The organism is Paraburkholderia rhizosphaerae (assembly GCF_004366595.1).
In the GTDB taxonomy this organism is placed as follows: domain Bacteria; phylum Pseudomonadota; class Gammaproteobacteria; order Burkholderiales; family Burkholderiaceae; genus Paraburkholderia; species Paraburkholderia rhizosphaerae.
Genome location: NZ_SORE01000029.1, coordinates 1 through 26,926 on the forward strand (window position 1 = coordinate 1; position 26,926 = coordinate 26,926).

General features: G+C 63.3%; 26 protein-coding genes. 11 read left to right on the forward strand and 15 right to left on the reverse strand.

From position 1 onward, the window contains the following. Positions 1 to 223 precede the first annotated feature (223 nt). The 6 genes from BX592_RS35305 to BX592_RS28270 all read left to right on the forward strand — a co-directional run bounded on the left by BX592_RS35305 (position 224) and on the right by BX592_RS28270 (position 2,660). Positions 224 to 454 carry a colicin E5-related ribonuclease gene (locus tag BX592_RS35305; RefSeq protein ID WP_166676491.1) on the forward strand — a complete coding sequence of 77 codons (231 nt, stop codon included), beginning with the start codon at positions 224 to 226 and terminating at the stop codon, positions 452 to 454. A 7-nt stretch (positions 455 to 461) separates the two neighbouring features. After that, a complete protein-coding gene (locus BX592_RS35310) occupies positions 462 to 818 on the forward strand; it encodes a hypothetical protein (protein WP_134196589.1) in 357 nt (118 codons plus the stop codon). Then, complete coding sequence (locus BX592_RS28255) at positions 802 to 1,029, forward strand: hypothetical protein (protein WP_134196590.1); 228 nt, start codon at positions 802 to 804, stop codon at positions 1,027 to 1,029. Before BX592_RS35310 ends, BX592_RS28255 begins: the two co-directional genes overlap by 17 nt. A 375-nt stretch (positions 1,030 to 1,404) precedes the next feature. After that, positions 1,405 to 1,926, forward strand: a complete 522-nt coding sequence (locus BX592_RS28260; protein WP_134196591.1) for a hypothetical protein — start codon at positions 1,405 to 1,407, stop codon at positions 1,924 to 1,926. 23 nt (positions 1,927 to 1,949) lie between these two features. Beyond that, positions 1,950 to 2,186 carry a hypothetical protein gene (locus BX592_RS28265; RefSeq protein ID WP_134196592.1) on the forward strand — a complete coding sequence of 79 codons (237 nt, stop codon included), beginning with the start codon at positions 1,950 to 1,952 and terminating at the stop codon, positions 2,184 to 2,186. A 63-nt stretch (positions 2,187 to 2,249) separates the two neighbouring features. Then, on the forward strand, positions 2,250 to 2,660 hold the full coding sequence (locus BX592_RS28270; protein WP_134196593.1) for a hypothetical protein: 411 nt from the start codon (positions 2,250 to 2,252) through the stop codon (positions 2,658 to 2,660). On the opposite strand, the gene BX592_RS28275 is transcribed toward BX592_RS28270, so the two are convergent. Next, positions 2,657 to 3,544, reverse strand: a complete 888-nt coding sequence (locus BX592_RS28275) for a LysR family transcriptional regulator (protein WP_134196594.1) — start codon at positions 3,542 to 3,544, stop codon at positions 2,657 to 2,659. The genes BX592_RS28270 and BX592_RS28275 overlap by 4 nt on opposite strands. Positions 3,545 to 3,648: 104 nt before the next feature. On the opposite strand from BX592_RS28275, the gene BX592_RS28280 reads away from it, so the two are divergent. After that, entirely contained in the window at positions 3,649 to 4,563 is a 915-nt protein-coding gene (locus tag BX592_RS28280; RefSeq protein WP_134196595.1) for an NAD-dependent epimerase/dehydratase family protein, read from the forward strand. A gap of 98 nt (positions 4,564 to 4,661) precedes the next feature. Beyond that, complete coding sequence (locus BX592_RS28285) at positions 4,662 to 4,844, forward strand: hypothetical protein (RefSeq protein WP_134196596.1); 183 nt, start codon at positions 4,662 to 4,664, stop codon at positions 4,842 to 4,844. A gap of 43 nt (positions 4,845 to 4,887) precedes the next feature. Here BX592_RS28285 and BX592_RS28290 read toward each other — a convergent pair whose 3' ends face one another. The 4 genes from BX592_RS28290 to BX592_RS28305 all read right to left on the reverse strand — a co-directional run bounded on the left by BX592_RS28290 (position 4,888) and on the right by BX592_RS28305 (position 8,036). Then, positions 4,888 to 5,625, reverse strand: coding sequence for a DUF899 domain-containing protein (locus BX592_RS28290; protein WP_134196597.1), 738 nt, complete (start codon positions 5,623 to 5,625; stop codon positions 4,888 to 4,890). An 85-nt stretch (positions 5,626 to 5,710) separates the two neighbouring features. Next, positions 5,711 to 6,139, reverse strand: a complete 429-nt coding sequence (locus BX592_RS28295; RefSeq protein WP_134196598.1) for an SRPBCC family protein — start codon at positions 6,137 to 6,139, stop codon at positions 5,711 to 5,713. Beyond that, positions 6,046 to 6,615, reverse strand: coding sequence for an ArsR/SmtB family transcription factor (locus BX592_RS28300; RefSeq protein ID WP_243849767.1), 570 nt, complete (start codon positions 6,613 to 6,615; stop codon positions 6,046 to 6,048). The genes BX592_RS28295 and BX592_RS28300 overlap by 94 nt, the downstream gene beginning before the upstream one ends. A 14-nt stretch (positions 6,616 to 6,629) precedes the next feature. After that, positions 6,630 to 8,036: an NCS2 family permease gene (locus BX592_RS28305; protein WP_377681536.1), complete on the reverse strand. Its 1,407-nt coding sequence runs from the start codon at positions 8,034 to 8,036 to the stop codon at positions 6,630 to 6,632. A gap of 445 nt (positions 8,037 to 8,481) precedes the next feature. On the opposite strand from BX592_RS28305, the gene BX592_RS28310 reads away from it, so the two are divergent. Both BX592_RS28310 and BX592_RS28315 read left to right on the forward strand, forming a co-directional pair. Next, positions 8,482 to 9,579 carry a PRC-barrel domain containing protein gene (locus tag BX592_RS28310; RefSeq protein WP_134196599.1) on the forward strand — a complete coding sequence of 366 codons (1,098 nt, stop codon included), beginning with the start codon at positions 8,482 to 8,484 and terminating at the stop codon, positions 9,577 to 9,579. Continuing rightward, entirely contained in the window at positions 9,576 to 10,880 is a 1,305-nt protein-coding gene (locus BX592_RS28315; RefSeq protein ID WP_208327992.1) for an MFS transporter, read from the forward strand. The genes BX592_RS28310 and BX592_RS28315 overlap by 4 nt, the downstream gene beginning before the upstream one ends. 46 nt (positions 10,881 to 10,926) lie before the next feature. Here the strand turns inward: BX592_RS28315 and BX592_RS28320 are convergent, their stop codons facing one another. Both BX592_RS28320 and BX592_RS28325 read right to left on the reverse strand, forming a co-directional pair. After that, positions 10,927 to 11,154 carry a hypothetical protein gene (locus tag BX592_RS28320; protein WP_134196601.1) on the reverse strand — a complete coding sequence of 76 codons (228 nt, stop codon included), beginning with the start codon at positions 11,152 to 11,154 and terminating at the stop codon, positions 10,927 to 10,929. Positions 11,155 to 11,234: 80 nt separating this feature from the next. Then, a complete protein-coding gene (locus BX592_RS28325) occupies positions 11,235 to 12,128 on the reverse strand; it encodes a LysR family transcriptional regulator ArgP (RefSeq protein ID WP_134196602.1) in 894 nt (297 codons plus the stop codon). 97 nt (positions 12,129 to 12,225) lie between these two features. On the opposite strand from BX592_RS28325, the gene BX592_RS28330 reads away from it, so the two are divergent. Next, a complete protein-coding gene (locus BX592_RS28330; RefSeq protein WP_134196603.1) occupies positions 12,226 to 12,846 on the forward strand; it encodes a LysE/ArgO family amino acid transporter in 621 nt (206 codons plus the stop codon). A 72-nt stretch (positions 12,847 to 12,918) separates the two neighbouring features. Here BX592_RS28330 and BX592_RS28335 read toward each other — a convergent pair whose 3' ends face one another. The 8 genes from BX592_RS28335 to BX592_RS28370 form a co-directional block, all read right to left on the reverse strand. Continuing rightward, on the reverse strand, positions 12,919 to 13,884 hold the full coding sequence (locus tag BX592_RS28335; protein ID WP_134196604.1) for an endo alpha-1,4 polygalactosaminidase: 966 nt from the start codon (positions 13,882 to 13,884) through the stop codon (positions 12,919 to 12,921). Positions 13,885 to 13,886: 2 nt separating this feature from the next. Further along, the gene (pelG, locus tag BX592_RS28340) at positions 13,887 to 15,260 is read right to left on the reverse strand and encodes an exopolysaccharide Pel transporter PelG (protein WP_134196605.1); all 1,374 of its coding nucleotides are present in this window, start codon (positions 15,258 to 15,260) and stop codon (positions 13,887 to 13,889) included. Further along, positions 15,260 to 16,933 (reverse strand): GT4 family glycosyltransferase PelF, encoded by a 1,674-nt coding sequence (pelF, locus tag BX592_RS28345; RefSeq protein WP_134196606.1) that lies wholly within the window; start codon positions 16,931 to 16,933, stop codon positions 15,260 to 15,262. Before pelF ends, pelG begins: the two co-directional genes overlap by 1 nt. Continuing rightward, positions 16,930 to 17,973 (reverse strand): tetratricopeptide repeat protein, encoded by a 1,044-nt coding sequence (locus BX592_RS28350; RefSeq protein ID WP_134196607.1) that lies wholly within the window; start codon positions 17,971 to 17,973, stop codon positions 16,930 to 16,932. The genes pelF and BX592_RS28350 overlap by 4 nt, the downstream gene beginning before the upstream one ends. After that, positions 17,966 to 19,384 carry a PelD GGDEF domain-containing protein gene (locus BX592_RS28355; protein ID WP_134196608.1) on the reverse strand — a complete coding sequence of 473 codons (1,419 nt, stop codon included), beginning with the start codon at positions 19,382 to 19,384 and terminating at the stop codon, positions 17,966 to 17,968. The genes BX592_RS28350 and BX592_RS28355 overlap by 8 nt, the downstream gene beginning before the upstream one ends. Positions 19,385 to 19,433: 49 nt before the next feature. Beyond that, the gene (locus BX592_RS28360; protein WP_134196609.1) at positions 19,434 to 20,009 is read right to left on the reverse strand and encodes a penicillin-binding protein activator LpoB; all 576 of its coding nucleotides are present in this window, start codon (positions 20,007 to 20,009) and stop codon (positions 19,434 to 19,436) included. A 96-nt stretch (positions 20,010 to 20,105) separates the two neighbouring features. Next, positions 20,106 to 24,098: a tetratricopeptide repeat protein gene (locus BX592_RS28365; RefSeq protein WP_134196610.1), complete on the reverse strand. Its 3,993-nt coding sequence runs from the start codon at positions 24,096 to 24,098 to the stop codon at positions 20,106 to 20,108. Next, positions 24,091 to 26,925: a polysaccharide deacetylase family protein gene (locus tag BX592_RS28370; RefSeq protein ID WP_377681535.1), complete on the reverse strand. Its 2,835-nt coding sequence runs from the start codon at positions 26,923 to 26,925 to the stop codon at positions 24,091 to 24,093. The genes BX592_RS28365 and BX592_RS28370 overlap by 8 nt, the downstream gene beginning before the upstream one ends. Position 26,926: the final 1 nt, after the last annotated feature.

Consider the following 26,926-nt stretch of genomic DNA (forward strand, 5'->3'; position numbering starts at 1 on the left):
GCCTGAGACGCCACCGTGCGTTTCTTCTTCATTGGCATATCCATGATTTTTATCGCTCATGATATGCCTCGCCCACGAAATCACGGATAGGTCCATCTTTCCCATACGGTGGGCTAACGTAGCGTTTGACGCTGGTACGTCTATCTTTGGAAAAGGTGGAACCCGCTGCAAAGCTAACAACGAAGTTCTGGTTTCGACGTACGAAACCAAGATACTGGGGCAAATGAAAAATCGAGGATGGACGCAGGAAAGTGTCGAACAAACTATTCAACACCCAGTGCGCGTTGTTCGAGTACGTGACATCCGATGGAAGAAAGACAGATCCGGAAGACGCGACGACCCTGCGACCGCATATGTTCGCGACGACGGACACTACGTCGTTAGAAACGACATTGACGGAACAATCGTTCAAGTGTCCGATCGCGCGAAGGCTGAATGGAAACCACCGTACTAAAGTAACCATGATCAACGAGTGTGAAATCTATAAGCATTACCTCGCTCGCGCGGTGACTGCCGATGGCGGTGAGACCTACTTGCACGCTTACGACGCGCCTAACTTCATTGCAGATTGCGAAACGTGGAACATTGCAATACTTGGCTTCGATACTTTTTGGATCGACGAGACAGGCATTCTGCCGTTCCTGGACGGCATAGCCGACTTTTCCCCGCGAGAAAAAGAGCCTTGGGCAGAGTACCGATCAACATGCAATCGCTTGTCGGCTGAGATCGTCAACCAACTCATCGAAGAAAAGGGCCGGGAGAAAACGTACTTTTCCTTCGTCCTTTTGGACGAGACGGAATATGAAAAACTCCCTTGAGATAGTGTGGTCATCCGCGATGGACGAATACGAAAATCTAACCCTCGAAATTCTGCTAGACGGCTATCCCGTAGTCCGGGTGAATGAAGAGCGCGGTCGGGATAACCTTGAAGCAGAACTCGGTGGTCCAGAACTGGACGGCCGAATGGCTCGGAAAGTATCGCTCGATGATCTCATCGACATCCGAAAGACGATGACCACTGGGAAATAGACCTTTCCTGCGAGCGCGACTACGTCGCGAACTCGATCGGACGGTGAATTTTATAAAAGACATCGACTACTACACCATGTTCTACACGAGCGAGTATCCGTTCTTTCCGCTCTCGCGATCTTGAACCAGGCGGCCGAACGGCTCGCAAAGTGTCTGTGGATCCACTCATAGACGCGCTCATCGACATCCGGAAAACAATGACCTCGGAAAAACAGGCCATCGCAAAAACGAGGACTTGTCGACCACTTGCGCAACATAAGCGCGTACGGCTCATAGGGAACCTTGTGAACACCCGATCGATACGAACCCGCACTTCTGACTTTCGCCGGGGAACCGGCCCAACCCACGTCAAAATTCGTCTTAAGTGAGCATGCAATGGCAATCGTCCGAGACTATCAAACGTTCGATCAGTTACAACGGATCTCCGATCAAATCGCGAACTGGAAAATTCACGACGCCCGTCGATATGGCGAAAAGGTCGAGTACGGTGACTGGCTGGAATTCCGAGTCGCCGGCTTTATAGATTTTGTCAACGCGTTGTCGCATGAAAACGGTGATTCCGAATACTATTTCGTCGACGTCCGGGCGCTGGCTCGCGACGACTTCATCCCGACTGCTGGAGACTTCCCCGCGATGAAGCTCGATACTCGCGTCAATGAGCGCGAGTATTTCAACGAACTCTACAGCTCCGTCAACTTCATCGAACACGTCGACTACGCGATGGGCTACACGAACGAGTATGCGTTCTTCCCGCTGTCGATGAACTGGCACATCTATGGACTCTACGATATTGAACTCGCTCGCATTCAGAGCCGGGCGTCATTCCCTGCGACGCCGTTCCCGCACGATTTCATTCCTCCGGACGAAGCGCACCGACTCATTCGGCTTCTTGATTAACGAAGGCATCACCGGACACGGACTTGGACAAACTTGAAATCGTGTGGTCATCCGCAATGCACGAATACGAAAAGCTCACGCTCGAAATTCTGCTGGACGGATACCCTGTGGTCCGCGTGAACGAAGAGCGCGGACGCGACAATCTTGAAGCAGAACTCGGTGGGCCGGAACGCAATGGTCGGATGGCTCGCAAGGTGTCTCTAGATCAACTGATCGAAGCACTCGTCGACATCCGGAAAACAATGACCCTCAAAAAATAGGCCTTCGCGAAAATGAGGACTTGCCGACCACTTGCGCAACATGAACACGCACTGCTCCGTTTCGTGATCTCGACGAACGCGCAGCTTTATCCCCGGCTCGCTGATCGATGGCTCGCCCAGGTCGATTCATGCAGCGTATTCGAAATCGACTCTCCCTACTTTCTCGCCATATGCCATGACGAAGCGACGGAAAGCAGTGGTTGCGATGCGTACACGCTGAGACGCGAATTTGTCGGCATCGACGAAGGAGTTGCGGTGCTTGTGTACGTCCAGATCATGAAAACACCTACCAACGATCTGATCGATATCTTCTCCGTCGATCGTCTGGACGGACAATCGCTCAAGCAGTATCCAAGACCAGGGCCCGAATTGATGATCATGGAACTCGGCAAAAGAATCGGCGGCGCCGATTGGCGTAGTGTCTACAAGGAGTCGGAATTTCCCTTTGGCGACCAGGCAGATAAGCAAACCTAAAGCCTCACCCTCCCCTGAATAAAATCCAGAAAACACTTCACCCGCCCCGCAAGCGAAGCGCTCTGGTAATACACCGCATGAATCGGCTGCCGCCGATCCAGCAGCGCATTGTCCAGCACCGCGACCAGCCTCCCTTCCCGCACATCCGCAGCAATCATAAAATCCGCGAGACACGCGATCCCCCACCCTTCAAGCGCAAGCTTACGCAACGTCTCCCCGCTCGACGCCGCAATCCCCGGCTCGATCTTCAATGAATCCCGCTCGCCATCCGGCAACGGCCAACGGTTCAGAAATTCCGGCGCAGTGAACCCGATCAACCGATGCTCACCCAACGCATCCACCGTTTTCGGCGCGCCCCGCTCCGCCACATAACCCGGACTCGCAACGATCCGCAACTTGCTGCTGCCCAACGCGCGCGCATGTAGCGTCGAGTCCTGCAGCTCGCCAATGCGGATTGCGATATCCACCCGCTGCTTCAACAGATCAACCGTCCGCTCGTTACTCGTCAACTCAAGCGAGATATCCGGATACATCGCCGAAAACGCCTTCATATGCGGCGCAATGCAATGCAGCATGAACGGCGACGCCGCGTCCACCCGCAGCCGCCCCGATGGCCGCTTGCGACGTCGCGCAACCGATTCCTCCGCCTCCTCCATCGCATCGAGTATCGCGCGCGCCTTCACGAGGTACAGTTCCCCTTCCTCGGTCAATTGCAGCCGCCGTGTCGTGCGCCGCACCAGCGCCGTATCCAGCTTCTTCTCCAGCCGCGATAGCGCGCGGCTCACGCCGGACACCGTCTGCTGCAGCTTCTCCGCGGCCGCCGTGATCGACCCGCTGTCGATCACCGTCACGAACACCAGCAATTCATCGGTCGAAGTCTTCATTGTTGATTTCAAATCAAGTTTGATTTGAGACTAACACGCTTTTTGCGAGAATCGCCGCGCCCCATACTGTGCTCATACCGTCTTTCCCTTTACTGGAGAACGTCTTGAACATCTTTATCACTGGCGCAAGCGGCTTTATTGGCGGCTCCATCGCCGCAGGCCTCGTCCGCGCGGGTCATCGCGTAACCGGCCTGATCCGCAAACCCGAACAGGCGTCCGAGCTCGAACGCCTCGGCATCGTCCCGGTCATCGGTTCACTCGACGATCGCGCGCTGCTGATCGCACAAGCGCAGGCCGCCGACGCGGTGATCAACGCCGCAAGCAGCGACCATCGCGGCGCCGTCGAAGCATTGATCGAAGGCCTCGCCGGTTCGAACAAGCCGTTCCTGCATACCAGCGGCTCGAGCATCGTCGGCGACGCGTCGGGCGGCGAAGCCGGCGCGGCTGCGATCTACCACGAAGACAAGCTGCCGGAACCGACCGCGGACAAAGCCGCACGCGTCGCGATCGATCGCCTCGTGCTCGACGCCGCGCAACGCGGCATCCGCTCCGCCGTGCTGTGCAATACGCTGATCTATGGTCACGGCGCGGTCAAAGGCAGCGCAAGCGTGCAGCTGCCGCGCCTGGTCCGGCAGGCGCAAAAAAGCGGCGTCGTGCGGCACGTCGGCAGCGGCGGCAATATCTGGTCGAACGTGCATATCGACGATGTCGTCGATCTTTATCGTCTCGCGCTCGATAAAACGCCTGCCGATACGTTCTATTTCGTTGAAAGCGGCGAAGCGTCGTTCCACGATATGAGCAAAGCGATCGCCGATGCGCTCGGCCTCGGCGCGCCGCAAGACTGGCCGCTCGAAGACGCGAAGCACGAATGGGGCTATGAAATGGCGTCGTACGGCCTCGGTTCGAACAGCCGCGTGCGCGGCACCCGCGCGCGTGAACTGCTTGGCTGGAAGCCGCGGCGCACGTCGGTGCTCGACTGGATCAGGCGCGACATGATGCAGTCGGAATCGCCTGTATAACAGCTTACGTCGCATCCGCGCGACGCGTTGCTGATTCGTAAGGTCACCTCGATAGAATCCTGATCAATCGATTCTCCCGGGCGGGCCCCGATTAGCCAATGCTGCTCGCGCTTAACTTCGACTGGCTGACCAATCTGCTTGCGATTCTCTTTCTCGTCGCTTGTCTTTACGACATGCGCTACGACGAGTATGGGACGCTCACGCTCGCGGCCGCCGCGATGGGCCTGATCGTGATGGCCATCCATCTGTTTCTGCGGCCCGCTTTCGAAATGTCGTTATAGCGTGGCGGCGCTTCACTGCGCCGCCGCGCCCGCGTTTCGGCATTCAGTGGCAACCACCATCCACACTGTGGTGCTCAGGCTGTTCGTCGTAACGGTCATGATGACGCATCCAGTCCATCATGCCGTGCGTTTCGTCGCGCCCCTTCGGCGTCAGGTCCAGCCAGGTGTAAGTGCCGATCATCGGTTCGCCACCTCGGCCATACGACGAGTACGTGTGGAAAATATCGCCGGTTTCGTCTTTATAGAACACACTCATACCCGGCAATTCGTCCATCTCCGAGTCGATTGTCGTGAAGTTATAAAACAGCTTGCCTTTCGCCCGTTGTTCAGGCGTAAACGACACGAAGTAGTCGTAGTTGAAATCGCTGCCCAATGACGATACCCAGCGAAACTTCCATCCCATCCGCTTTTTGAATGCATCGATCTTCTCGAGCGGCGCACGCGATACAGCCACATACGCGACGTCCCGCTGCGCAAGATGCACGAGCGCACCGTCGACATGATCGGAAAGGAATGAGCAGCCGGGGCAACCCTCCGCCCAATCGGGTCCCATCATGAAGTGGTAAACAATCAACTGGCTGCGTCCGTCGAACAGATCGGAGAGCGTTTTGCGCCCTTGCGCAGTATCGAACGTATAGGTCTTGTCGACCTTGACCCACGGCAATTCGCGCCGTTTCCTGCTGAGCGCGTCGCGTGCGTGGGTCAACGCCTTCTCTTCCGCCAGATGCGCGCGATGCGCGGCTAACCACTCTTCCTGCGAAACGATCTTATGCGGTTCCATCTGCTCCTCCATCGGAACGCGGCATACGCCGCTGTGTGAAATTCACCCGGCTCCTGTCGAGTAGCTTGCATGCATGTGATCCATATCACGCGAAGTACTGTTCGAGCACATCGAGCGCGCTGCTCCAGCCGCCGTGATGACTGTCGCGCGCCGCCTCGTCGAAGAACTGTTCATGTTTGAGCGTCAGCAGCGTGCCGTTGCCGTCGGGCCGTAAAGTCAATGTGACGAGCGACTCATGTTCCGGCGTGCCGCTCCACGCCCACGTGTACACCAGCTTCGCGTGCGGCTCGACTTCGCGAAACGTGCCGCTCACTTCGGGCTCTTCGCCTTCGGTCGTGCGCAACGCGATCCGGAAGCGCCCACCGACCTTCACGTCCATTTCCGCGAGCAATACGTTGCATCCATACGGGTGCATCCACTTCACGATATGCGCCGGCTCCGTCCACGCGGCGTAGACTTTCGCGGGCGCCGCGTTGATCCGGCGTTGGAGCGTAACGGCGGGTTGGTCGGCCATGAACTGTCCTCCACGTAGGCGGCGAGTTGCTCGAGCTGTTCGGACCAGAAGCGCTGGTATCGGCTTAGCCACTGCATCGCATCTTCCATCGGCCCCGCCGTCAGCCGGCACGCAACGCTGCGGCCGGTCTTGGTGCGCGCGATGAGACCGGCATCCGACAATACGTCGAGATGCTTCATCACCGCCGGTAACGACATCGCGAACGGCTGCGCGAGTTCACTGACCGTGAGGTCGTGCTGGCTCGACAGCCGCGCGAGCAGCGCGCGCCGCGTCGGATCGGCAAGCGCCGCAAAGGTGCGATCGAGCATCGGTTCGTCAAACTTAACCATGAGGTTAAGTATAGAAACGCATTGATCGATGTCAAGGGTGGGCTTCGGGGCCCGTCGCTGAGCTCTGGAGCATTGCGCATGCCCACTGATGGCGCTTTGAAATGAAGCGCGGTGCTGTTTCAGGAGTTGTTCCGATACCGCGCGCATAAAACAGCGGGCCGTCAGATCGCCCAGCCGCCCAGGTAGAACACCGCCAGAACGGTTGCGATCGCAACCGTCCCGACATTCAGTTTCCTGTATTCACCGCTGACGATCCGGCCGATCACGAGCGTGCAGAAGCCGAGCATGATGCCGGTCACGATATTCGCAGTCAGCACGATAAACACCGCGCAGACAAGGCCGGACATCGCATCGACCAGATCGTCCATATGCAGCTTGCTGACGCTCGATAGCATCAGCAGCCCGACGTACATCAGCGCGGGCGCGGTCGCATACGAAGGCACGAGCGCCGCGAGCGGCGAAAAGAACATTACGCCAAGAAACAGCAGACCGACCACCGCGGCCGCAAGGCCGGTCTTCGCACCGGCGGCGACGCCGACCGTCGATTCGATATACGCGGCGGCAGGCGCGCCGCCCATAAAGCCCGAGAAGATCGAACTCAGCGAGTCCGCGGTCAGCGCGCGGCCACCGTTGATGATGCGCCCGTTCTCGTCGAGCTGGCCGGCTTGACCCGCCACGGCGCGTATCGTGCCGGTCGCGTCGAACACCGCGGTCATCACGAGCGCGAGCACACTGGGCAGCACCGCGAGCGACAATGCGCCCTTCAGGTCCATCGCATCGATTAGCGACGCATGCCCCGGCGCGCTCAGCGACGGCACCGCGAACACGCCGCGAAACACGACCGCCGGGTCGAGCAGCATCGCGAGCGCCGAGATCGCGACGATCACAATCAGAATCGCGCCCGGCACGCGCCGGCGCACGAGCCCGAAAATCGCCGCGAGCCCGATCACCGACATCAGCACCGGCAGCGACGTGATGTGGCCGAGCGACACCGGCAATCCAGGCCCGGGGTTTTTCGTGACCAGCCCCACGTCATTGGCCGCGATCAACAGCAGGAACAGACCAATGCCAATGCCCGTGCCGTGCGCGACACCCGACGGCAGGTTGCGCAGAATCCACGAGCGCACGCCGGTCACCGAAATCGCGGTGAATACAATCCCCATCAGAAACACCGCGCCTAACGCGACAGTCGGATGCAACCCTTTGCCGAGCACCAGTCCGAACGCGGTAAACGCAGTCAGCGAGATCGCGCAGCCAATGGCAATCGGCAGGCGCGCCCAGACGCCCATCAGCAATGAGCCGAACGCCGTCGTCAGGCAAACGGCAACGAATACCGCACTGGTGTCGAAACCCGCCTTGCCGAACATGCCGGGCACCACGAACACCGAATACACCATCGCCAGAAAGGTCGTGATGCCGGCAACGATTTCACGGCGCTGCGTGCTACCGCGCGCGGACACGCCAAAGTAGCGATCGACGATGCCTTGTCCCGGCACAAACTCGCGAGCGGCGTCGCCGCTTTCAATGTCGGTGGCCGGCAAGGCCTGTGTCGCGGCCTGTGATTCCATCATCTGAGTGCCTCCTTTATCAGCAAGCTGAAACGGCCATGCGGGTAGCCGTCGTCAGGTTGGTCTCGTTGAGTTTTGTCGCGGGTCATGCGCAGGGCTGAAATACGCTGCCGCTCTCGTTCTGGTGTTGCGAAGGGTAGGTGAAGACAAATATGTCTCCTATCGCGACGAAGGCATGCCGGGCATGTCGCGACGCTTATATCGCCGAACCCGTGGGACGCCGGCGAGCGGCCCCGGTGTTTACACCTACGTGCGAAAAATGCGCAAAAAGTACGCGCCCAGGTCGCGTGCGCTTCCCGGTAAAGGCGGCCTTGCGCGCTGCGCGGGTTACACTCTGTCCGCGGCGCGCCTTTGACCTTGCATCCGGCGCGCCGCTTGCACGCTAACTGCACCGATCGCGGCGAGGCCCTCGAGCATCCCGCATCTCGCCATGGAGTCCTTGTTGATGAGCGGCGGTTTCCTACGTCCGGCTTTCCGTCTTCTGTTGCTGCTTGTCGCCGTGCTGGCGGCCGTCACGCTTTCGGGCTGCGCGTTGTTTGGCCCCACGGAGCAGGCGCCCGCGCCAATCACCGAGGCCGTGGCCAATCCCGTCGAGGCGCCTTCACCGCCGGTTGTCGAGACGGAGCCCGAGGAAACCGAGCCGACCGAGCCAGCGCAGCCGAAGAAGCCCAAGCGCGTGATCGTGCGTCCGCACAAGGTCGAACCGCCGCCGCCTCCACCGCCGCCGCCACCGCCGCCGCCGCCTCCTCCTCCGCCGCCGCTCATCGTGACGCACACGATCGACCGCGCGACGGTGCGTGGCCTGCTCGACAGCGAAGTGCAGCGGCCCGACGGCAAGGTGGTCGGACGCGCGGTCGATCTGACCGTCGACGCGCATAGCGCGCCGCGCGAGCTCGTCGTCAATTTGCAGGGCTTCATGGGCGTCGGCGACCGCAAGGCCAGCTTCCCGTGGAACGCGTTCCACTTCAATCCGACCGCGAAGCCCGCGCCGATCACGATCACGATGCCGCCGAACCAGATGGCGTCGGTCGGCCGCGCGAAGCCGTCGACGTCGCTCGCGACGCCGCTCGCCGGCGTGCCGCCTGCGCCTCCGGTGCCCGATGGTCAACTGCTACTGCTCGACGCCACGGTCGAGCGGCCGAACGGCGCGCAGGTCGGCCGCGTGATCGACGTGCTGATCGACGGTCATGCACAGCCGCAGGCGGTGGTGATCGACGTAAGCGGGATCATCAATCTCGACAGGCGTTCGATCGCCGCGAGTTGGTCCGCGCTGCACTTCGCACCGAAGGACAAATCGCTGCGTGCGCTGATCGATCTGAACGAAGCACAGATCAAGGCATCGCCATCTTACGAGAACGGCAAACCGATTGTTGCCGTGTCGCCGGCGCCGCCGGCGGCTCCCGCGACGGCTGCATCGGCGCCTGCCGCAAGTGGCGCCACGCCGGCGCCAGCGGCCTCGGGTGCACCGACTAATGTGCCCACCGCCGCGCCGCCCACCGCGTCATCCGCTGCGGGGGCCTCTCCCGCTCGCACTTCACGATGACGAGCCGGCTCATGGTCAACGCACGCAGTCTCCGCGCCCTCGACTGGCTGAATTTCTTCGTCGCGAACGTGCAGACGGGATTTGGGCCGTTCATCGCGTCGTACCTCGCGACGCACAAGTGGACCCAGGGCGAAATCGGCCTTGCGCTATCGGTCGGCACGATCAGCGCGATGGTGAGCCAGGTGCCGGGCGGCGCCGCCGTCGACGCGCTACGCAACAAGAAGGCCGCCGCCGCGTGGGCGATTATCGCGATCATCGTCAGCGCGGTGTTGCTGGCCTCGAGCCCGACCGTGCTGCCGGTGATGGCCGCCGAGGTGTTTCACGGCTTCGCCAGCTGCATGCTGGTGCCGGCCATGGCGGCGATCTCGTTTGCGCTGGTCGGGCGTGCGGATCTCGGTGACCGGCTCGGCCGCAACGCGCGCTGGGCTTCGATCGGCAGCGCGGTCGCAGCCGGGCTGATGGGGCTCACAGGCGAGTATTTTTCCGCACGCGCGGTGTTCTGGCTCACCGCGGCGCTCGCGCTGCCCGCGCTCGTCGCGCTCGCGATGATTCACCTGCCGAACGCGCCGCCGCGCGTTCCTCGTACACCGAGACCGCCGCGCCGCGATGCGGCGCAGCCAGCGCTGTCGCCAGCGCCAGCGCCGAGTGAAACGACCGTCGAACCCATCCAACGCGAGTCGATCTTCGATCTGCTGCGTGACAAGCGGATGCTGGTGTTCGCCGCTTGCGTCGTGTTGTTCCATCTGTCGAACGCGGCGATGCTCAATCTCGCCGCAGGCGAAGTGACCGCGGGCATGGGCGATAACGTTCAACTGGTGATCGCCGCGTGCATCATCGTGCCGCAGGCGATCGTCGCGATGCTGTCGCCCTGGGTCGGCCGGACGTCCGAGCGCTGGGGCCGGCGGCCGATCCTGCTGCTCGGCTTTTCCGCGTTGCCGATCCGCGCATTGCTGTTCGCCGGCGTGAGCAGCCCGTATCTGCTGGTGCCCGTGCAGATGCTCGACGGTATCAGTGCCGCGGTGTTCGGCGTGATGCTGCCACTGATCGCCGCCGACGTGGCCGGCGGCAAAGGCCGCTATAACCTGTGCATCGGACTGTTCGGACTGGCAGCGGGAATTGGCGCGACGCTCAGCACATCGCTGGCGGGCTTTATCGCGGACCGCTTCGGTAACGCGGTCAGCTTCTTCGGGCTGGCGGGCGCGGGTGCGCTCGCCGTGCTGCTGGTGTGGGCCGCGATGCCGGAGACGCGCAATGCGAGCCCGCAGCAGAAAACGGATGACGCGGTGCCGGAACCGCGGTGACCGACGCGGGCGGCGCGCGAGGCGGGGCGGCGCGCGCCGAACGCCGCTACGCCTTTTCCACCGCGCGCAAGCCGAGGTCCTTGGGCTTGCGCAACGCCGACGCGATCTTCTCGCATTCGGCGATGCCCACGCCGAGCGCCTGGAAATGCATCCGCCATTCGCGCACGATCGCCGACAGGTCTTTGACGATCTGCGCGGCCACGTGCTTCATCAGGCCGAACCGGCCCGCCGCCGACAATGCGTTATCGCGCGCGAATTTGTCATATTTGACCAATTAAAGGCGATAATTGGTCAAATATGGACATTTTTTGCATTGCATGAATAGCATCTAACCCATCCGCCGCCCACGCGACGTCAGTCAAGCAGTTGCGCCGCCTGCTTGCGCAACGCGAGACCGAATTCGTCGAGCCAACCGATCGACAACCGCCAGCTTTGCCAATAAAGATCGACGTCGAGATGCTTGCCCGGCAGCATGTCGAGCAGCTCACCACTCGCGAGATGCGGCGCCACCATCCGTTCGGGACACATGCCCCAGCCAAGTCCCGTGATGCACGCACGCAGGAAACCCGCAACGTGCGGAATCCAGTGTTTAGGCGGATCGAGATCCGCGCGCGTGACCTTGCGCATGTAGCGCTTCTGCAACTCGTCCTTTGGATTGAAGTCGACGCACGGTGCACGGCGCAGCGACTCGCGCGTCACGCCGTGCGCAAAATGCCGCGCATGAAACGCCGGCGTGCAAACCGCCAGGTAGCGCATCCGGCCAAGCCGCGTCGAGCGGCAACCCTGTATCGGCTCGGCTTGCGTGGTGACCGCGCCCTGCACGCTGCCGTCACGGATCAGTTGCGCGGTGTGATCCTGATCGTCGATCACGAGATCGAGCAGCATCTCGCGCTCCGTACAAAAGCCGGCAATCGCGTCAATGAACCATGTGCCGACGCTGTCGTCGTTCACCGCGACGCGCAGCGTCGGCCACGCTTGCAGCAATGCACCCGGTAGCGCGGGCAACGGCCCCGCCAGTTCCGCTTCAAGCAGCTGCACACGCTCGGTGTGGCGGCACAGCAATGCGCCCGAAGTGGTCGCGACGCAGGGTGTACCGCGTTTGACGAGCACGCTGCCGACGCGCTCCTCAAGCAGCTTCACGCGCTGCGATACCGCCGACGGCGTCACATTCAGCTCGCGTGCCGCTTTCTCAAACGAGCCGTGGCGGACCACGGCTGTCAGTGCATCCAGCAAGGCATAGTCGAGCATTAGCGTTCCTTAATCGACATTAACAGAATTAGGTTTTCTTATCTAACAGATTACCGCAGACTGCGACGCTCTTCCTGAACGTCGCATTGGAACCGCTATGAACTGGGCGTCCTTTTCACATGGTGCGGCGCTGTGCGCGTCGCTGATCGTCACCATTGGTGCGCAAAACGCATTCGTGCTTCGCCAGGGCATCATGCGCGCGCATGTCGGCAAGATCGTACTGCTGTGCGCGCTATCGGATTTTCTGCTGATCGGCGCGGGCGTGGGCGGCGCTTCAATACTCGTAACCCGTTATCCGGCGTTCATTCACGCGCTGCTGTATGTCGGCCTCGCATACCTCGCGTGGTTCGGCATCAGTGCATTGCGCCGCGCGCTACGGCCAGGTCATGCGGTGCTCGATCCGGGCGCATCCGGCGCGGCCGCACCAGCGCAGCGAGCCGTACCCATTATCCTGATGACACTCGCGTTCACGTGGCTGAACCCGCACGTCTATCTCGACACGTTTCTGCTGATCGGCACGGCTGGCGCACGCGAACCGGACGGTGCGCGTGGCGCATTCGCGCTCGGTGCGATGGCGGTCAGCGCAGCATGGTTCGTTGCGATCGGCTACGGTGCGCGCATGCTCGCGCCACTATTCAAGCGGGCGAGCGCATGGCGCGTTCTGGATGGTGCAATTGGAGGAATGGTGTTGCTGCTGGCCGTCGCCCAGTTCCGCTGACGATCAACGGACGACCGGGTGTCCGGGCGAGCGCCGCACGCCAATGCTGTGTGGTGCCAGCCTCTCGTCACGTCAGTGATTCGCGCTTTGCAACGCATCGAGCCGCGCGCGGCATGCAGCATCCGCGCCGACCCCTACCGTACGCAGCGCGCCGTCGGTTACATACGGTTCGATGCCTGCTGCGCAGATCTGTGCAGCGGTCTCGCGCCGGCATTGCGCATCGTCAGGCGCGCAATAATCAATCGAAATGACCGGTAACCGGTAACGCTCGCGAATCAAACGTGCCTGATCCAGCAGCCACGCGCGATCGCTCTCGGGCACGGCGCCGTAACGCTGGGACGCCTGGTTCCAATTGCCGTACAACGATTCGAACGCGATCGCCGCTACGTCGCCATGAATTTCCGGCAGCACCTCGAAGCCGCGATTCAGAATCAGTTGCGCGTCCGGATAACGTGCTTTGAGCGCACGAATCGTATTGATCAGGCCCGCTTGCTGCCGTGCGCGCATGGTGTCCGTCTTCGTGATCAACTGCCACGAATCGAGCGTATCGAGGAAAAAGCCGCGATAGCCGCGTGCCCATAGCGGCGCGATCACGCGATCGACAAAGAACCGCGGCCAGCCGGGCGCGCTCTGATCGATCACCGCGGATGCCCAATCGTTATTGCGTCCGACTAGCCACTTCCTCGGTATCGCAGCGAAGTAGTTGCGGTTTTTCGTGACTTCGCCGACGCTCACATAAGCAAACCAGTTCGTGCAACCTGAGGTTTCCCCGTCGAGGACGGTCGTTGCGGCGCGCGGATCAAAACCGCTATCCGCTTCGACGACCACGGTATCGAACCGCGACAGCTGTTCAACCGGCACCTGCTCGCCATAAAACCACGCGACTGTGCCGACGCCGTGCCGCGGCGCTCGCTGACACGCAACCGCGGCAAACGCGGGCCGTACGCACACCGTAGCGAGCAGCAGCGCCGCCGCGACGCACGACACCTGAACCCATGGCGGCCCGAGCCGCGCAAACAAATTAGCAAGCAAGGTCATCGTCAATTGCGCAGCATGTAGGTTTCGTATTCGAGTTTGCCGAGCTTGCGGTCCAGCATTTGCACCGCCGCGACCACCAGAATAAGTAGCGTCAATGCAAAACCATAGCCGTACCAATCGGGCGACAGCCACAACGTCATGCCCGTCAGCACGCCATTCAGCGCGACAAACGCGACGCACAGTTTCAGCACCGCCCGGCGCGCGTCCAGATAGAAGAACACGTTCATCAGCCCGAGCAGCAACACCTGCAAGCTCGCCGCGACCACATCGACAATCAGCAACGGCATATACAGCGTCGAAATATGCAGCGCATCGAGCACCCGGTGTCCGAACGCGAGAATCAGCAGCAGCACCACCGCCTGGATTTTCACGATCTCATAGAGGCCCGCGCGGATGCTCGCGACCATCATGTCGCGCATATCGTTGATATGGCGCAGTGTCGCGCCGCTCCGTACCGCGTTGTAGAACGCATCATAGTATTCGACGAAATCCGCCTCGATACGCACCAGAAAAGTGGCCATACCGGGCATCACACACAGGTAGGCAATAAACACCGGGATGTCGTAGATGACCGATGCATGCAGCGGGCCGATCACCGTCGACCCGGTGCCAGGCGCATACCAGAACATGAACTTGTCGAGCCACACACCAAGGTTGAACAGCAGACCGGCGAGCGCAAGACCCGGATACGCGAAGCGCCGTTGCAGCGCTTCGAACGAAATAAAGCGCGCGCTGCGGTAGTTGCGATAAATGAGCCCGGACAGACCGGCAAGTAGCACCACGTGTCCGGCGACAAAGCCGCCCAGCAGCCCGGTGATGCCGTGCCGGTTCAGCATCAGCGCGAATGCGACGGTGCAGCCATAGCCGACGAAAAACACGGCCAATATCTGCCGGTATTGCTTGACGCTCGACAGAAAAATCACCGCGATCCAGATATTGCTGATGACGACAAAGCCCGCCACCATCAGCAACCGGTAGAGCAACGGCTCGCCGCCGAAACCGAGCCACACCGCGAGAAAACCCAGCACGCCGGAAGCGCCGGTCGAGATCAGTACGACGCCGTTATAGTTCGATAGCACAAGGTCGTCACGCTTTTCGAACAGACGGTCCGAAATAAAGCGCGTAAACGACAGTTGCAGCGGACCGGTCAGTATCAGGCTGCACGCAATCAGATAAGTGACCGACACCTGAAACTGAACGATCGCGTACCTCGGGATCGTCAGATCGAGGCTCATCACGCCGATAATCAGAATGCCGAAAATCGACAGGATCAGCGGACCGGAGCTGATCAGCCCCGCGTAAGCGTATGCGCGCATCACGCCGCTCAGCGTGTCGCGCTTGAGGATCTTGCGTAGCTCGAAACCGATGCCTGCCATCAGCGATGCTCCTGCGCTTCGCGTTGCTTCGAACCGGTCGCTGCGTTTGCTGCACCGGCATGCATCGGACATCCGATCACGGCGCCTGCCGCACCGTTCGCGGCTGCGCGCGCCGGTCGCGTCGGCATCGCCATCAGCCGTTCGTATAGCGCACGATATTGATCGATCATTTGCGCCTTCGTATAAAACCGGCGCACGCGCGCGATGCCCGCTGCCTGCGCCGCATGCCAGCGTGGCGCGTCGCCGAGCAGTTCGACGACCGCCTGCGCGAACGCAGCCGGATTCGCAATCGGCACGACGAGGCCGGCGGCGCCGAGCGCACGGTCATCGTCACCATAGCCTTCGATCAGCTGGCGGCACGACCCGACATCAGTCGTAATCGACGGCACGCCGGCCGCGAATCCTTCGAGCACGACAAGCGGCAGCGCCTCGCTGATCGACGTCAGCGCGAGTGCATCGACTTGCGGCAGGATCGCGTCGATTCTTTGGAAGCCGAGAAACTTCACGTGATTCGCAAGGCCGAGACTTTGCGCGAGCGCGCGACATTCCTGCGCGTACGCCGGATCTTCTTCCTCGGGTCCGACGATCCAGCCTTCGATATCCGGCATCGTGCGCGACACGATGAACATCGCGCGAATAAACGTCTTGATGTCCTTGATCGGCACGACGCGGCCGATCAGCGCGACGACCTTGCCGCGCGCCGCGTGCGCCGGCTCGCGCGCACGTTCAGCGCGTTTGTCGACGAGCGGCGCCAGCGCGTCGACGTCGACGCCGTTCGGGATATTGCGCGTGCGCGCAGCATCGGCGCCATCGGCAACCTGCCGCTGGCGGTTCGTTTCATACAACGCGACGATGTCATCGGCCGCGTCGTACGCAAGCTTACCGAGCGCTTCGAAGAAGCGCACCCAAAGCTCGCGGAAATAGCTGATCTTCGCGATGTCGCGCTCGAACGCACCGCGGTTGTCGCGAATCCACTGGCTTTGCAGCAGGTCGATCTTGCGTTCCTTCGTGTAGATGCCATGCTCGGACACGAGCAGCGGCCGCCCGGTCCGATAGTGGAGCAGCGCACCGAGAAAACCCGCGTAGCCGGTCGATACCGTGTGATACACGCGTGCCGGCGGCAATTGCGCGGCGATCCGCGCGAGCTGCCACAGCGGCTTATGCATGATCCGCACGGTCCAGAAATAGTCGGTAAACGACGGGTCCGTGCAGTGCCGATGATATTGATCGACGATAAAGTCCCACGCTGCGCGGCTCGACGCGAACTGCGCTTCATTTAGCGGACCGTCGTCGCCGATCAGATGCACCATGTCCGCCATCAACGTGGCCGGATTCGCGCCATGCCGGTTGCGCCATGCGTCGTGCAGTTCGGCCGATTTCGCGAACGCTCGCGTGTCGCCGGGAATTTCGCGTGCCACTTGGGTTTCGGCAGGCGCCGCTTCATACAGGTAATGCGCTTCGAAATGCACGACGTTATCGGGCAGCGCATAAACAGCACCGTGATAGTCCTCTTCCCGGCTGCCGACAAACGCAATCGCAAAGCGCGTGTCCGGATACGACCTGATCATCAGGTCGACCCAGCTCGATACGCCACCGCGTACAAACGGGAACGTGCCTTCGAGCAGCAGGCACACATCGGCTTCGGCGGCGCGGCGCAAAAATGGCTGATTCATAGGGACCAGTAACGCACAACAGGTTTGAGCATCGGCAGCACGGATGCATGGCCGAGCGACGCGAGCAGTTCCGCGACGCGCGCGTAATCGCGTTGCAGGTACGCGGTTTCGGCAAGCCACGGCACGAGCCGCTCGCGCGGAAAGCCAAGCGCTTGCGCACGCGCCATATAACCGGCTGCTTCATCGGCTGCCCCGTGCGCGAGGGCAAGACGCCCGCGTATCAGCCACAGTGCCGCATCGCCATCGTCGATCTCGAGCGCGGCGCGCGCATAACGGTCCGCCTGCTCGAGCGTATGCGTGTAGACCGCCCCTTGCACGAGGTTCTGATAGACCAGCTCGAAATACAGCTCGGCCAGTTGCCGGTTGATCGAATGACGCTCGCTATCGGTCTGCGCAAGCTCGAGCTCCTGTGCAGTCTGGAAGATCTTCTGCATCACATCGTTTTCCGCCTGATCGAGCGTGCCGTACGCAATCAACCGCACGTCCTCGATCGGGTCGGCGAGCAGATCGCGCAGCAGCGTGCCGGTGGTGCGAGTCGGCATGCTCTGGATCGCGACGAGCGCGGATAGCCGGTCCGACGCATTCACCTGTGTGTTCGTAAGCCGTGCCTGCAGGCGCGCACCGCCGCCATGCGACACACGCGACATCAGATACGTGACGAACTCGGGCGCGCGGACCTGCTGCAGGTCTTCGTCGCTGCGTTTCGCGGGAAAAATCGCCGCCCATGCGCAACTGACCAGCAGCACGAGGCCGCCTGCGACCGGCACGAAGCTGCAGAACAGCCAGATAAACAGCAACGTGAAGCCGCGCGGCTCGCGATATCGCAGCGGCAGCATCGACCGGAACAGCACCGCCTGCAGTGCACCGCATATCGCATTGAGCAGCATCGCCGGCAGCAACGGTCCATCCGCGGTCGCTCCGGGTGCGAGCTGCCAGATCGCGAAACCCTGCGCAAGCGCGAGAACCGCCACCGCGAGCAACGCGCCGCAAGTTAACGCCGCGCGCCGCACAGATGCCGACGAAGCTGACCGGTCAGCCATCGATGCCGCTGCGCGTCAGCAGCCCTCGCAGTGCGGGACCCGGCGCGCCGGTGCCGAGGTGCAGCGTATGCACACCGATACGCGCGCCTTCGAGGTCGACGTTGAACTGCACGCGCAAGCTCGCTTCGATGCGCGCGAGGTAGCCGTCCACGCCGGTCTCGTCGGTGGCCGGCATCAGGTTGATCAGCACCGAGCGGCCGTCGGTCCGGATCGGCCACAGCAGATCGAGCGAGCGGCGCCGACGCATCACGTGCTCGAAGAACGAGTCGCCGGCATCGTCATGCGGAAACACCAGCGCGACCAGCGACGACGCAATGCCCGCCGAGCGCACGAGCCGCGCGAGCCGGCTCATGTCGAGGGCGAAATCGTACGGGCAGTCCGGCACGACCTGCAGGATGTCGCGCACCTGCTGCGCGTGTTCGACACCATCCGCGTAGTAGCCGAGCAGCACGAGCAGCAATTGCAGGTTATCGAAATTCAGCGATAGAAACGGCATGCGCCGGATCGCGAGCAACGCGAGCACGTCGCCGTCCGCGGCGACCAGTGGCGCGCAGACGAGCAGCGACGTTTGCGAGACCGGCTGTTCGTCGCTGCGCAGATGCGCGACACTCTTCGTGTCGAGTGCGCGCACAACCAGTTCATCGTGCGGATCGATCTCGAACGTATCGCCCAGACGCGCGAGCGCGGTCGTGTCGACCTTGCCTGCACGCACCGGATAAAGCGCTGCCACTTCGATCTGACAGGCCTGGGCAACAAATTCGAGCAATTCACGCGCGCCCGGCATCTCGCCCGCCGTATGCGTGCGCGGCACTTCGAGCCCGTGCGCGACCGATAGCCGCCGCAACTCGGTAATCGAGTCGCGCAGCGTGGTCGGCTTCGACAGCAGGTCTTTTTCGAGCCGTTCGTGGGACAGGCGCATCAGATAGTGGCTGTTCGTCATCGCCACCAGCCGGTCGTTCAGGTAACCGTTCAGCGAGTCGGCACGCTGCGCGCGGGCGCCCCAGATGTCGCCGAAATGACCGGCGATAATCGTCTGCAGCAGGCCGCCGGTGAAAAACATCGTGGGCCACGCGTCGCCGCCGCCGTGCGTGTGAACGAGCCAGACGCCGATCAGCAGCGCGCTCGCGTAAAGACCGAGCAATGTGCCGTAGCGCAGCGCGACGACCAGCGTCGCGAACCATAGCCACGGAAAGCCGGTCTTCAGCAACAGCGGATCGGACGGATCGAACCGCCAGCACAGCACGCAGACGATCAGCATGAACGCAGTCGTCTCGACGATCGCGAAGGGCCGCGTCACCGCTGGCGCGACGAAACGCCCCACCGCATTCAGATTGCCGAACGGATGGGTGTGCCGCGATTTCACCGTGTTCGCATGCGTGTCGCTGTCCGATGGGGAAGTGGCAGTATTCACGGCCGGCTCCTGATCGCCTGTCGAAAGCCCAGTGAGAGTGCGCGCCGCATTACGCGTGCGCGCGCAACGGCGCAAGCAGCTTGCCGATCAGCGATGTCGCGACGTTCGCGAGACTCGAGCGGCTCCATCCGCTGCGCGAGCCGGTCGCGCTCCATACCACCTGGCCGGACGCGACATCGACCAGTTCAAACGTGACGCCCGCGACCGGTTCGCCATCGACGCCCGCCTTGTAGCGCCACTCCTCGACCGCGCCAGTCAGCACGTATTTCACGTGTTGCTCGCGCGCCCATGCGAGCTTCTTCTCGCCAATCTCCCGCTGCGCGGTATCGAACATTGCGTTCGACGCTGCATCGGCCGGCGCGACGCGCACATCGGTCAGGCCGTTTTCGCGCAGCACATTCGCGGCAATCGCAGTCGCGCTGCTGCCGGCGGCCGGCGTCTCGGTGAAGTTCGCGAGCGACACGACCGCGACAGGATCGTTCGCGGCGAGCGCGGGCGTGGCCGCGGTCTGCGTAATCGAGCCGCACGCGGAAAGCAGCAGCACGGTTGCTGCCGCCGCGGCCAGCCACCGAAGCGGACGTACCCGCCCTTGTGCCGCATGCGCATGTTTGTCATTGGTGTTCATCGACCACTCCTTTTTCATTACGTTTGCGTTGTCGCCTTGTTCGTGTTGCCGTGGTGTGCCGATCATTGCGTCGACGCGCCACCCTACCCTGCACAATCAGTAATACCAGTTGTATCGCGCGCCCATCAGCGTGACCGGCGTGCCGAGATGGGACACGCGCTGATGCTGGAAGAACAACGCGAGGTGATCGCCGCCGAACACGCTGCCCGCGACTCCGACGTTGATGTCCGGCCCCCATCCCTGATTCGAATCGTGCAGGATGCCGACATCGAGAAACGGCCGCCAGCGATGCGTGTACTGTTCGAGCAGATCGTTGCCGAAGCCGAAGTACAGCCCGTATTGCGTGTACGTATCCGGCAGGAAATCGCCGGCCACCGCAGGCTGGTTGGCGGCGGGAATCAGCCGCGAGATCAGCGGGTCCGCGCTGCCGCTCGCGCCGTAACCGCCATGCACGCCGATCACGCGCACGGTGTAGTCCGGATATAGCGTGTGAAAGCGGTAGCTGATTTCGCCGGTCGACAGTACGCCGCTGCCGATATAGCTGCGCGCCTGGCTGTAGAAGCGGTCCGCTTCGACGCTACCGGTCATCGTGATGCGTTCGGTCACGCGGTACGTGAAGTCGCCGATCAGGTTGTCCTTCATGCCGCCGACCTGCAGCGTTTGCGTTTCGTCGGCAAGCTGATTGCGGCCGGCGCGCACGCCAAGCGTCAGCGCGGAGTTGCGGCCCGTCTGCGCCGCGAGCGCGAACGTATAAAAGCTATCGAGTGCGTCACGCCGGCCCGCTGTCACCTGCCACGCGGTGTCGCGTGTTTGCCGCCGCGCGTACACGCTAAGCGACCGGTCCACCGACGGCACGTTGACCAGCTGCGTGGTATCGGTCGAATGCTGGAAGTTCTGCACGCCGGTCACGCCGACCAGGTAGCGCTCCGCAATCTTGCGGCTCGCGGCGAGCGTCTGCTCGATATAGTCGAGCGGATGTTCGACATGGCTCGTCACGGTCGCGTCGATCGATTGCGGCCAGTCGAGCGCCGTTTCGGTCACACGCGTGTGCATCGCGGTATCGTCGGGTGCGCCTCCGAATGCCTCGAACGCAAGCTGTTGCGCGCGGTCCGGCTGGTCGATCGCGATCGTCGCGTCGATCCGGTCGCCAATCGGCAGCCGCGAGCGTTCCTGCGCGAGCAGGCGTTCGAGTTCGGGAAGATCGTTGTCGGCCAGCGCGATCGTCAAGCGCGCATCCGCGGGACGCGCGAGACTGAGCGCATATTGCTGCGCGAGCCAGCGCTTCGCGAGCAGATTGCTTTCGTGCGACACCGCCCACGCAATCGCCACTTCTTTCGCGACCGCTTCGCGCAGCCGGTTGTTCTGCGCGAGTTCCGCACCGCTTTGCGGCGCGGAACCCGGCAAGCCCGCCGCGCTGCCGAGCAGCGTGCGGCGCACGTAGGCGACGTCCGCCGGCGCCGCCGCCGTCGATAGCAGGCTGTCGAGCAAGGCCGTCGACGCGTCGGCCGTCGCGTAATCGCTGGACAATGCGACTTGCCGGCCGCGCAGATCCGCGAGCGTTTCTGCATCCTGCGCCGCGCGGCCGCGTAGCGCCGCACGCGGCACGCCGTGCAGCTTCGCGAGGGCCGCCGAATCCTGTTGCAGCTGCAACCACACCTTATGGCGGATCGACCATGCGAAGTCCGCATGACCGGCCATTTCCTGCGCCTCCGCATAGGTGAGCAGCCATAGCGGGTCGCGCGACAGTGAGCCCGCCTGACGCCGCAGATATTCGAGTGCCGCGACCGGCCGGTTCAGCCGCATTTCGGCGGCCGCGTACGGCCCCCACAGCGCGGCGCTGCGATCGACACTGCCCCGCCAGCGATTCAGCGCGCGCAGCAGATCCGCGTCGCTGCCGTAGTCGACGAGCGTCCACAGATACGCGGCCCGCATGTCCGACGTCGCATCCGGCAACTGAACCGCGCGCTCGAGGTCGGCGAGCGCGTCGAGCGGCCGGTCGGTCAGGCGTTCATATTCGGCGCGTACCGCCAGCACGGCGGGCGTCGCTTGCGCGGCGCGCCGCTCGTCAGGGGTCAGGCTCGAGAGCAACGCGGCGATGCGATCGAATGCCTGCGCATCGGTGTAGTAGAAAATTGCGTCCCGCAGCGCGCGCGTCGAGTGATCGCGCCGGTAGCGTAACTCGGCAACACGCCCCGCATCGATCGGATACGGGTCGTAGAAGTCCGTCATTTCGCCAAGTTCGTCGGGCGTTGCCGCGCCGTGCGCGAGCAAATGCCGGTACGCATCGTTCGCATCGGCATCGAGCTGCAGCAACCGCGCAAGTTCCGCGTAATCACGCCAGAAGTCTTCGCTTGCGTCGCTCGCGCCGGCACGCGCGCGCTTTAACGCCGCAAATGATCCCTGATAATCGCCCGCGCGGTATAACACGCTCGCGGTGCGCAGCGCCGCATTTGCGTCGTTCGGATCGCGTGCCTGCACGGCGCGATAAGCGGCAAGCGCCTGATCGTCATGACCCGCGCGTTCGGCCAGCGCGCCGATGCGCTGATCGAGCGCGTCCGCGTTCGTGCCGCGCGGCAGCGAACGCAGAAACGCCAGACCGTCGTCAGGACGGCCGAGGCGCTCGTACGTTGCCGTCACGTTGTCGATCAGCTTCAGGTCGCCGGGCGTGGCGCGCGCCTGATGAACAAGCGCGGCCAGATACGCTTCGTCGTCGTCGAGCATCGGCGCGATACGCAGCACGTTTTGCCAGCCGACCGGGTCGTCCGACAATTGCGCATAGTCGAGCCACGACTTCAGCGCGCGCGCCGGGTCGCGATTCCACTCGGCGGTCTGCGCGACACGTTTGACCCACAGCGCGGAGCGCGGATTGCGCTGCACCTGCTGCGCGGCGATCTGTTGCGCGCGCGCCAGATCGCCGGATTCGATAAACGCGTTGAAGACGACGTCGGCGACATCGGGATTCGAGCCGACAGAGGGCATAGCGGGTTGCACGGGGGCCGCGATACGCACGAGCCGCGCGCCATCGCGCGTGCCGAACGATACCGCTGCCGCGGGCCGCGCGACCGGCCCGTCACGATACGTGAACGACGCGTGCGACACCGCGCGCGCAGCACTCACATAGCTCGCGTAGGCAGCCGTTCGACCCGCCCGCGGCGCGGCTTGCGCGAGCGCGCGGGGCTCATGCGATTCAGCAGGCTGCGTCCGCGCAAAGCGGGCCAGCATGCGCGCATAGCGGTCGACGGCATCGGGCCGGTTCGCCGCGCGCGCGACGTTCAGCAATACGACCAGCGTAGCCGGATCGTCGGCCAGTGTGCCGAGATGCGCGTCCGCTGCCGCAAGCGCATCGGCCAGCAGATTGCCCGACTGCAGCGCACGAATCCCTTCGATAAAGCAGCGGCGCTGTTCGTCGCGCGTTTGCGCGGCGGTCTGCTTGCGAAACCAGGCGTCCGCTGCCGCGCGATAGTCGCCGACCTGCAGCGCGTAACGCGCGATCTGCGTATCCCACTCGTTGCGCCCTTGCGGATCGTGCCGCGACAAGCGCGTGTAGAGATCCGTCGCGAGGCGCGGCAAACCGGCCGACGCGGCGCGCTGCGCGAGCCATTCGAGATCGCGTGGCGCCCATTCGTCACGCGCAGCCTCGGTCAAGCGCTCGCGCAAGTCGGCCAGCGCCGCCGCGCGACGCGGGTCGGTTTCGGTCAGCGCGAAGGTCCGCTGCTCCGCCACGGCAAGACGCAGCATGGTTGCGGCGCGCCGCATATCGGCGCTATGCAGCGCGTCCATTCGCGCGGCGATGCGCTGCGCGTCATCCGTGCGGCCCAGATACAGGTATTGCGCGCCGAGCAGCGCCAGAAAATCCTCGTTGTCGGGCTGCACGCGCGACCACGCTTCGAGATAGGCGACCGAGAGATCGCTCGGCGCGCCGACCGATGCGACGCGCGCACGCATGCCGCCGCGCGGCGCGACAGCGTACATCGTGACGAGCACGACCGCCGCGAGTATCAGCACCAGCGATGTCGACGCGACCCGAGGACGCTTGCCTCTCGCCCCGGTGGTCGCGTCCGTTGCGTGATTGGCCGCCGGATTAGCCATTACACGCAACCTCGACGGCTCGATAGTCGATCTGCAACGCGGCTGCGGGCGGCATATCGAAACGCAGCCGCGCACCGTCGCGCCGCACGTCCACCGGACGACCGGCCACGCTTACGCTGCAACGCTGCGCGTTCGCGAGTTCGACAAACGGCTGATAGTAGCCGCCGAATTCGAACGACATGCGATGCGCATCGCGCTTGAAGTTGCGCACGAAGCCGTTAGCCTGTGCGATGTACGGCACCGTGCCCGCGGACGCAACGGCTGAGCGCGGCGCGGCGCCGTCGCGCGGTGCGTCGAACGCCACGCGTGCGGCGCCGTCCGCAATGTGGATATAGATGCCGTCGGGTCCCGCGGCATAGCCGGTCACGCCATCCGACGCGCGCAGATCCGGCGCATTCGTGCCGGGCCAATGCAGCTCGCGCACTTCGCCGTTGCCACGTACGATCCACGTGCCGGCCGTCCCGGATGCAGTGGATGCGGTGGCCGTGCCGTGCGCCGCACCCGGTGCGACACCGTACGCCGCACCGCTTGCGTCGCTTGCGCCCGCATCGGCGGCACGCACTTCACGCGCAACCGCAAAGCCGCGCCAGTCGAGCACCTTGTGTGCGTAGTCGGTGATCTGCACCGGCAACACCGGTTGCTTGAGCACGGTCGAAAAAATCTGGTCGAGTGCGCGCAGCGACGCGACCTTGGTGCCGCTGTACATGTGGTAGTACACATCGATCGGCTTGAAGCGCAGCGGCCGTTCGGTCATATCGAACGTCTCGAGTACCCGCGTGAAGCCATAGAACGGCCCGATCCAGTCGTTCGTATAGACGTTCTCGTCCTGGTTCGGCGCAAACACCTGGTAAGCGCCCGGCCCTTTCGAGATGCCGATCGGCGCGATGTTCGTCCAGCTATTCGCGCTCTTCGTGATGACCGTGTCGCCGCCGTTGATGTTGTCGACGCCCGCCGCATAGACCTTGCGCACGACAATCGCCGGAGGCTCGCAGTTGCCTGGCCATTGCAGCACTTCGGCCTTCTTTCCCGGCGGCGCGAGACGCGTGTTGATGTAGTCGATCGACCCGGTAATTTCGCGGTCGATATTGAATGTGTAGTTCGGGATGTTCAGCGAGAACGCCGTGTCTCCGCCTCCGCCGCGGTCACCGCGATCGACGCGCTCGCCGGTCGTCGCATCGACGTCCGCCCAGTCGAACGGATGCGAGTACGTGTGCGTGCCGATCGCGACATACGGCAGCGCGAACATCTTGCGCGCGATCGCTTCGAGGCGCGACGAAATCTGCGGATAGAGTCCTTGCGGGCCGACCTCGCCTTCGATCACCGACAGCGTCATCGGCACCTTGTAGCGCGTGAAGATCTGCTCGTACAGCGCTTCGCCCGAATAGTCGGGACCCGGAAACTCCGCGCGCGACGCAAAGCCGTCGCCGTCGACGTGCGTCATGAACAGGCGCCGGCCGTTCTCGGTGGTCAGGCTCGGCGCGGGCATCGGCGTGAGCCGCAGTGCCCGGGAGAAGAACTGGATCGGCTGGATCGCCCAGCGCTCCTGTCCGACGCCGCTCAGCGACACGACCGTATACGGGCTCAGCGAATAGCCGCCCCATGGCGTGATCGCGACCGGATCGAGCGTCGCTGCGCCGGACTTCACGCGCAACAGCGACTGGCTCGCGGCGCCGACGCGCACGCCGGTCAGATCGCGTGGCCCAAGTCTGGGCTCGGTTTCGAAGCCGATCATCGGGTCGCGCGACACCACACTGACCGGATCGGTAAACGGCCCCAGGACCGGCTGCAGATCGAGCGCCGCGCCTTCGTCCGCGGCCGCGTCGAAGCCGAACTGACCGATAAACGCGACCGGCACGTGCGCGGCAATCCGCTCGTCGACCCACGCGCGCCATGCTGCGGTATCGCGCGGCTCGTCGCCCTCGAGCCAGACGACCACGCCCGCGTAGCGGTCCGGCGTCACGTCGTCCGGCAACGTGTCGTTCATCTGCGCATACTGGACGTCGTAGCCGAGATAGTTCAGCGGCATCGCGACATCGCGCACACCCGGTGTTTCGTCGAGCGGCAGATCGGACGGCGGGTTCTGCACGACCAGAATGCGCCGCGGCAATACCTCGATCGCGCCGATGCCGACCACGTTGCGCGCGGTATTCGTTACGTACGGCGTGATGCCGCTCGCGACGACCTGGGCCGCGGTGGTGCGCGCGCATGCGCGGTCGTCGCTGGGGCAAAGCTCGATCGAAATAACCGGCACACCGGTGCGCTGCATGAATGAGCGCGCGGCCTCGATGCGCGCTGCGCGCTCGATGGCCGTCACGTCGGAGGTTCGCGTGCCGCCGCCGGGCGCGACACCGCGCACGAGCGACGGTCCGACCACCGCGTACAACGCTGCCGCGTGCGGCAGCGCGGCCCGCAACGCGTCGTCGCCGCCGACGATCAGGCGCGCGTCGGGATGAGCGGCGTGAATCGCGTCGATCGCCGCGATGGCCGCGGGTGTATCGAGCAGAAAGCCTCTATAACCGCGTTGCCACAGCGGCTCGATCTGCTGCGCGACGTGGTCGCCGCTCGCCGGATGTGTACGCGCAATCCAGACGGTATGGGCGAGCGGATGCGCGCCTGGTTCGAAAGCGCTCGCAGGATCGATGACCACCGCGTCGAAAGCCTGCAGAAGATTGACCGGAGGACGCGCGCCGTCGAAGAAGGCGATATTGGCCGTCGCCTTTTGCTGAGGCGAACCCGCGTCGCGCGCGCCGGTGGTCGGCTGTTGCGGCGACGCCGTAACGGTCGGTGCTTGCGCATGCACACACGGTGCGGCGCCCGCGACCAGCATC

Excerpts from the sequence above, each read along its gene's own strand:
- BX592_RS35305 (WP_166676491.1), top strand. The coding sequence starts at position 224 with ATGAAAAATCGAGGATGGACGCAGGAAAGTGTCGAACAAACTATTCAA.
- BX592_RS35310 (WP_134196589.1), top strand. The coding sequence starts at position 462 with ATGATCAACGAGTGTGAAATCTATAAGCATTACCTCGCTCGCGCGGTG.
- BX592_RS28255 (WP_134196590.1), top strand. The coding sequence starts at position 802 with ATGAAAAACTCCCTTGAGATAGTGTGGTCATCCGCGATGGACGAATAC.
- BX592_RS28260 (WP_134196591.1), top strand. The coding sequence starts at position 1,405 with ATGGCAATCGTCCGAGACTATCAAACGTTCGATCAGTTACAACGGATC.
- BX592_RS28275 (WP_134196594.1), bottom strand. The coding sequence starts at position 3,544 with ATGAAGACTTCGACCGATGAATTGCTGGTGTTCGTGACGGTGATCGAC.
- BX592_RS28285 (WP_134196596.1), top strand. The coding sequence starts at position 4,662 with ATGCTGCTCGCGCTTAACTTCGACTGGCTGACCAATCTGCTTGCGATT.
- BX592_RS28290 (WP_134196597.1), bottom strand. The coding sequence starts at position 5,625 with ATGGAACCGCATAAGATCGTTTCGCAGGAAGAGTGGTTAGCCGCGCAT.
- BX592_RS28295 (WP_134196598.1), bottom strand. The coding sequence starts at position 6,139 with ATGGCCGACCAACCCGCCGTTACGCTCCAACGCCGGATCAACGCGGCG.
- BX592_RS28300 (WP_243849767.1), bottom strand. The coding sequence starts at position 6,615 with ATGCGCGCGGTATCGGAACAACTCCTGAAACAGCACCGCGCTTCATTT.
- BX592_RS28305 (WP_377681536.1), bottom strand. The coding sequence starts at position 8,036 with ATGGAATCACAGGCCGCGACACAGGCCTTGCCGGCCACCGACATTGAA.
- BX592_RS28310 (WP_134196599.1), top strand. The coding sequence starts at position 8,482 with ATGAGCGGCGGTTTCCTACGTCCGGCTTTCCGTCTTCTGTTGCTGCTT.
- BX592_RS28315 (WP_208327992.1), top strand. The coding sequence starts at position 9,576 with ATGACGAGCCGGCTCATGGTCAACGCACGCAGTCTCCGCGCCCTCGAC.
- BX592_RS28325 (WP_134196602.1), bottom strand. The coding sequence starts at position 12,128 with ATGCTCGACTATGCCTTGCTGGATGCACTGACAGCCGTGGTCCGCCAC.
- BX592_RS28330 (WP_134196603.1), top strand. The coding sequence starts at position 12,226 with ATGAACTGGGCGTCCTTTTCACATGGTGCGGCGCTGTGCGCGTCGCTG.
- BX592_RS28335 (WP_134196604.1), bottom strand. The coding sequence starts at position 13,884 with ATGACCTTGCTTGCTAATTTGTTTGCGCGGCTCGGGCCGCCATGGGTT.
- pelG (WP_134196605.1), bottom strand. The coding sequence starts at position 15,260 with ATGGCAGGCATCGGTTTCGAGCTACGCAAGATCCTCAAGCGCGACACG.
- pelF (WP_134196606.1), bottom strand. The coding sequence starts at position 16,933 with ATGAATCAGCCATTTTTGCGCCGCGCCGCCGAAGCCGATGTGTGCCTG.
- BX592_RS28350 (WP_134196607.1), bottom strand. The coding sequence starts at position 17,973 with ATGGCTGACCGGTCAGCTTCGTCGGCATCTGTGCGGCGCGCGGCGTTA.
- BX592_RS28360 (WP_134196609.1), bottom strand. The coding sequence starts at position 20,009 with ATGAACACCAATGACAAACATGCGCATGCGGCACAAGGGCGGGTACGT.
- BX592_RS28365 (WP_134196610.1), bottom strand. The coding sequence starts at position 24,098 with ATGGCTAATCCGGCGGCCAATCACGCAACGGACGCGACCACCGGGGCG.
- BX592_RS28370 (WP_377681535.1), bottom strand. The coding sequence starts at position 26,925 with ATGCTGGTCGCGGGCGCCGCACCGTGTGTGCATGCGCAAGCACCGACC.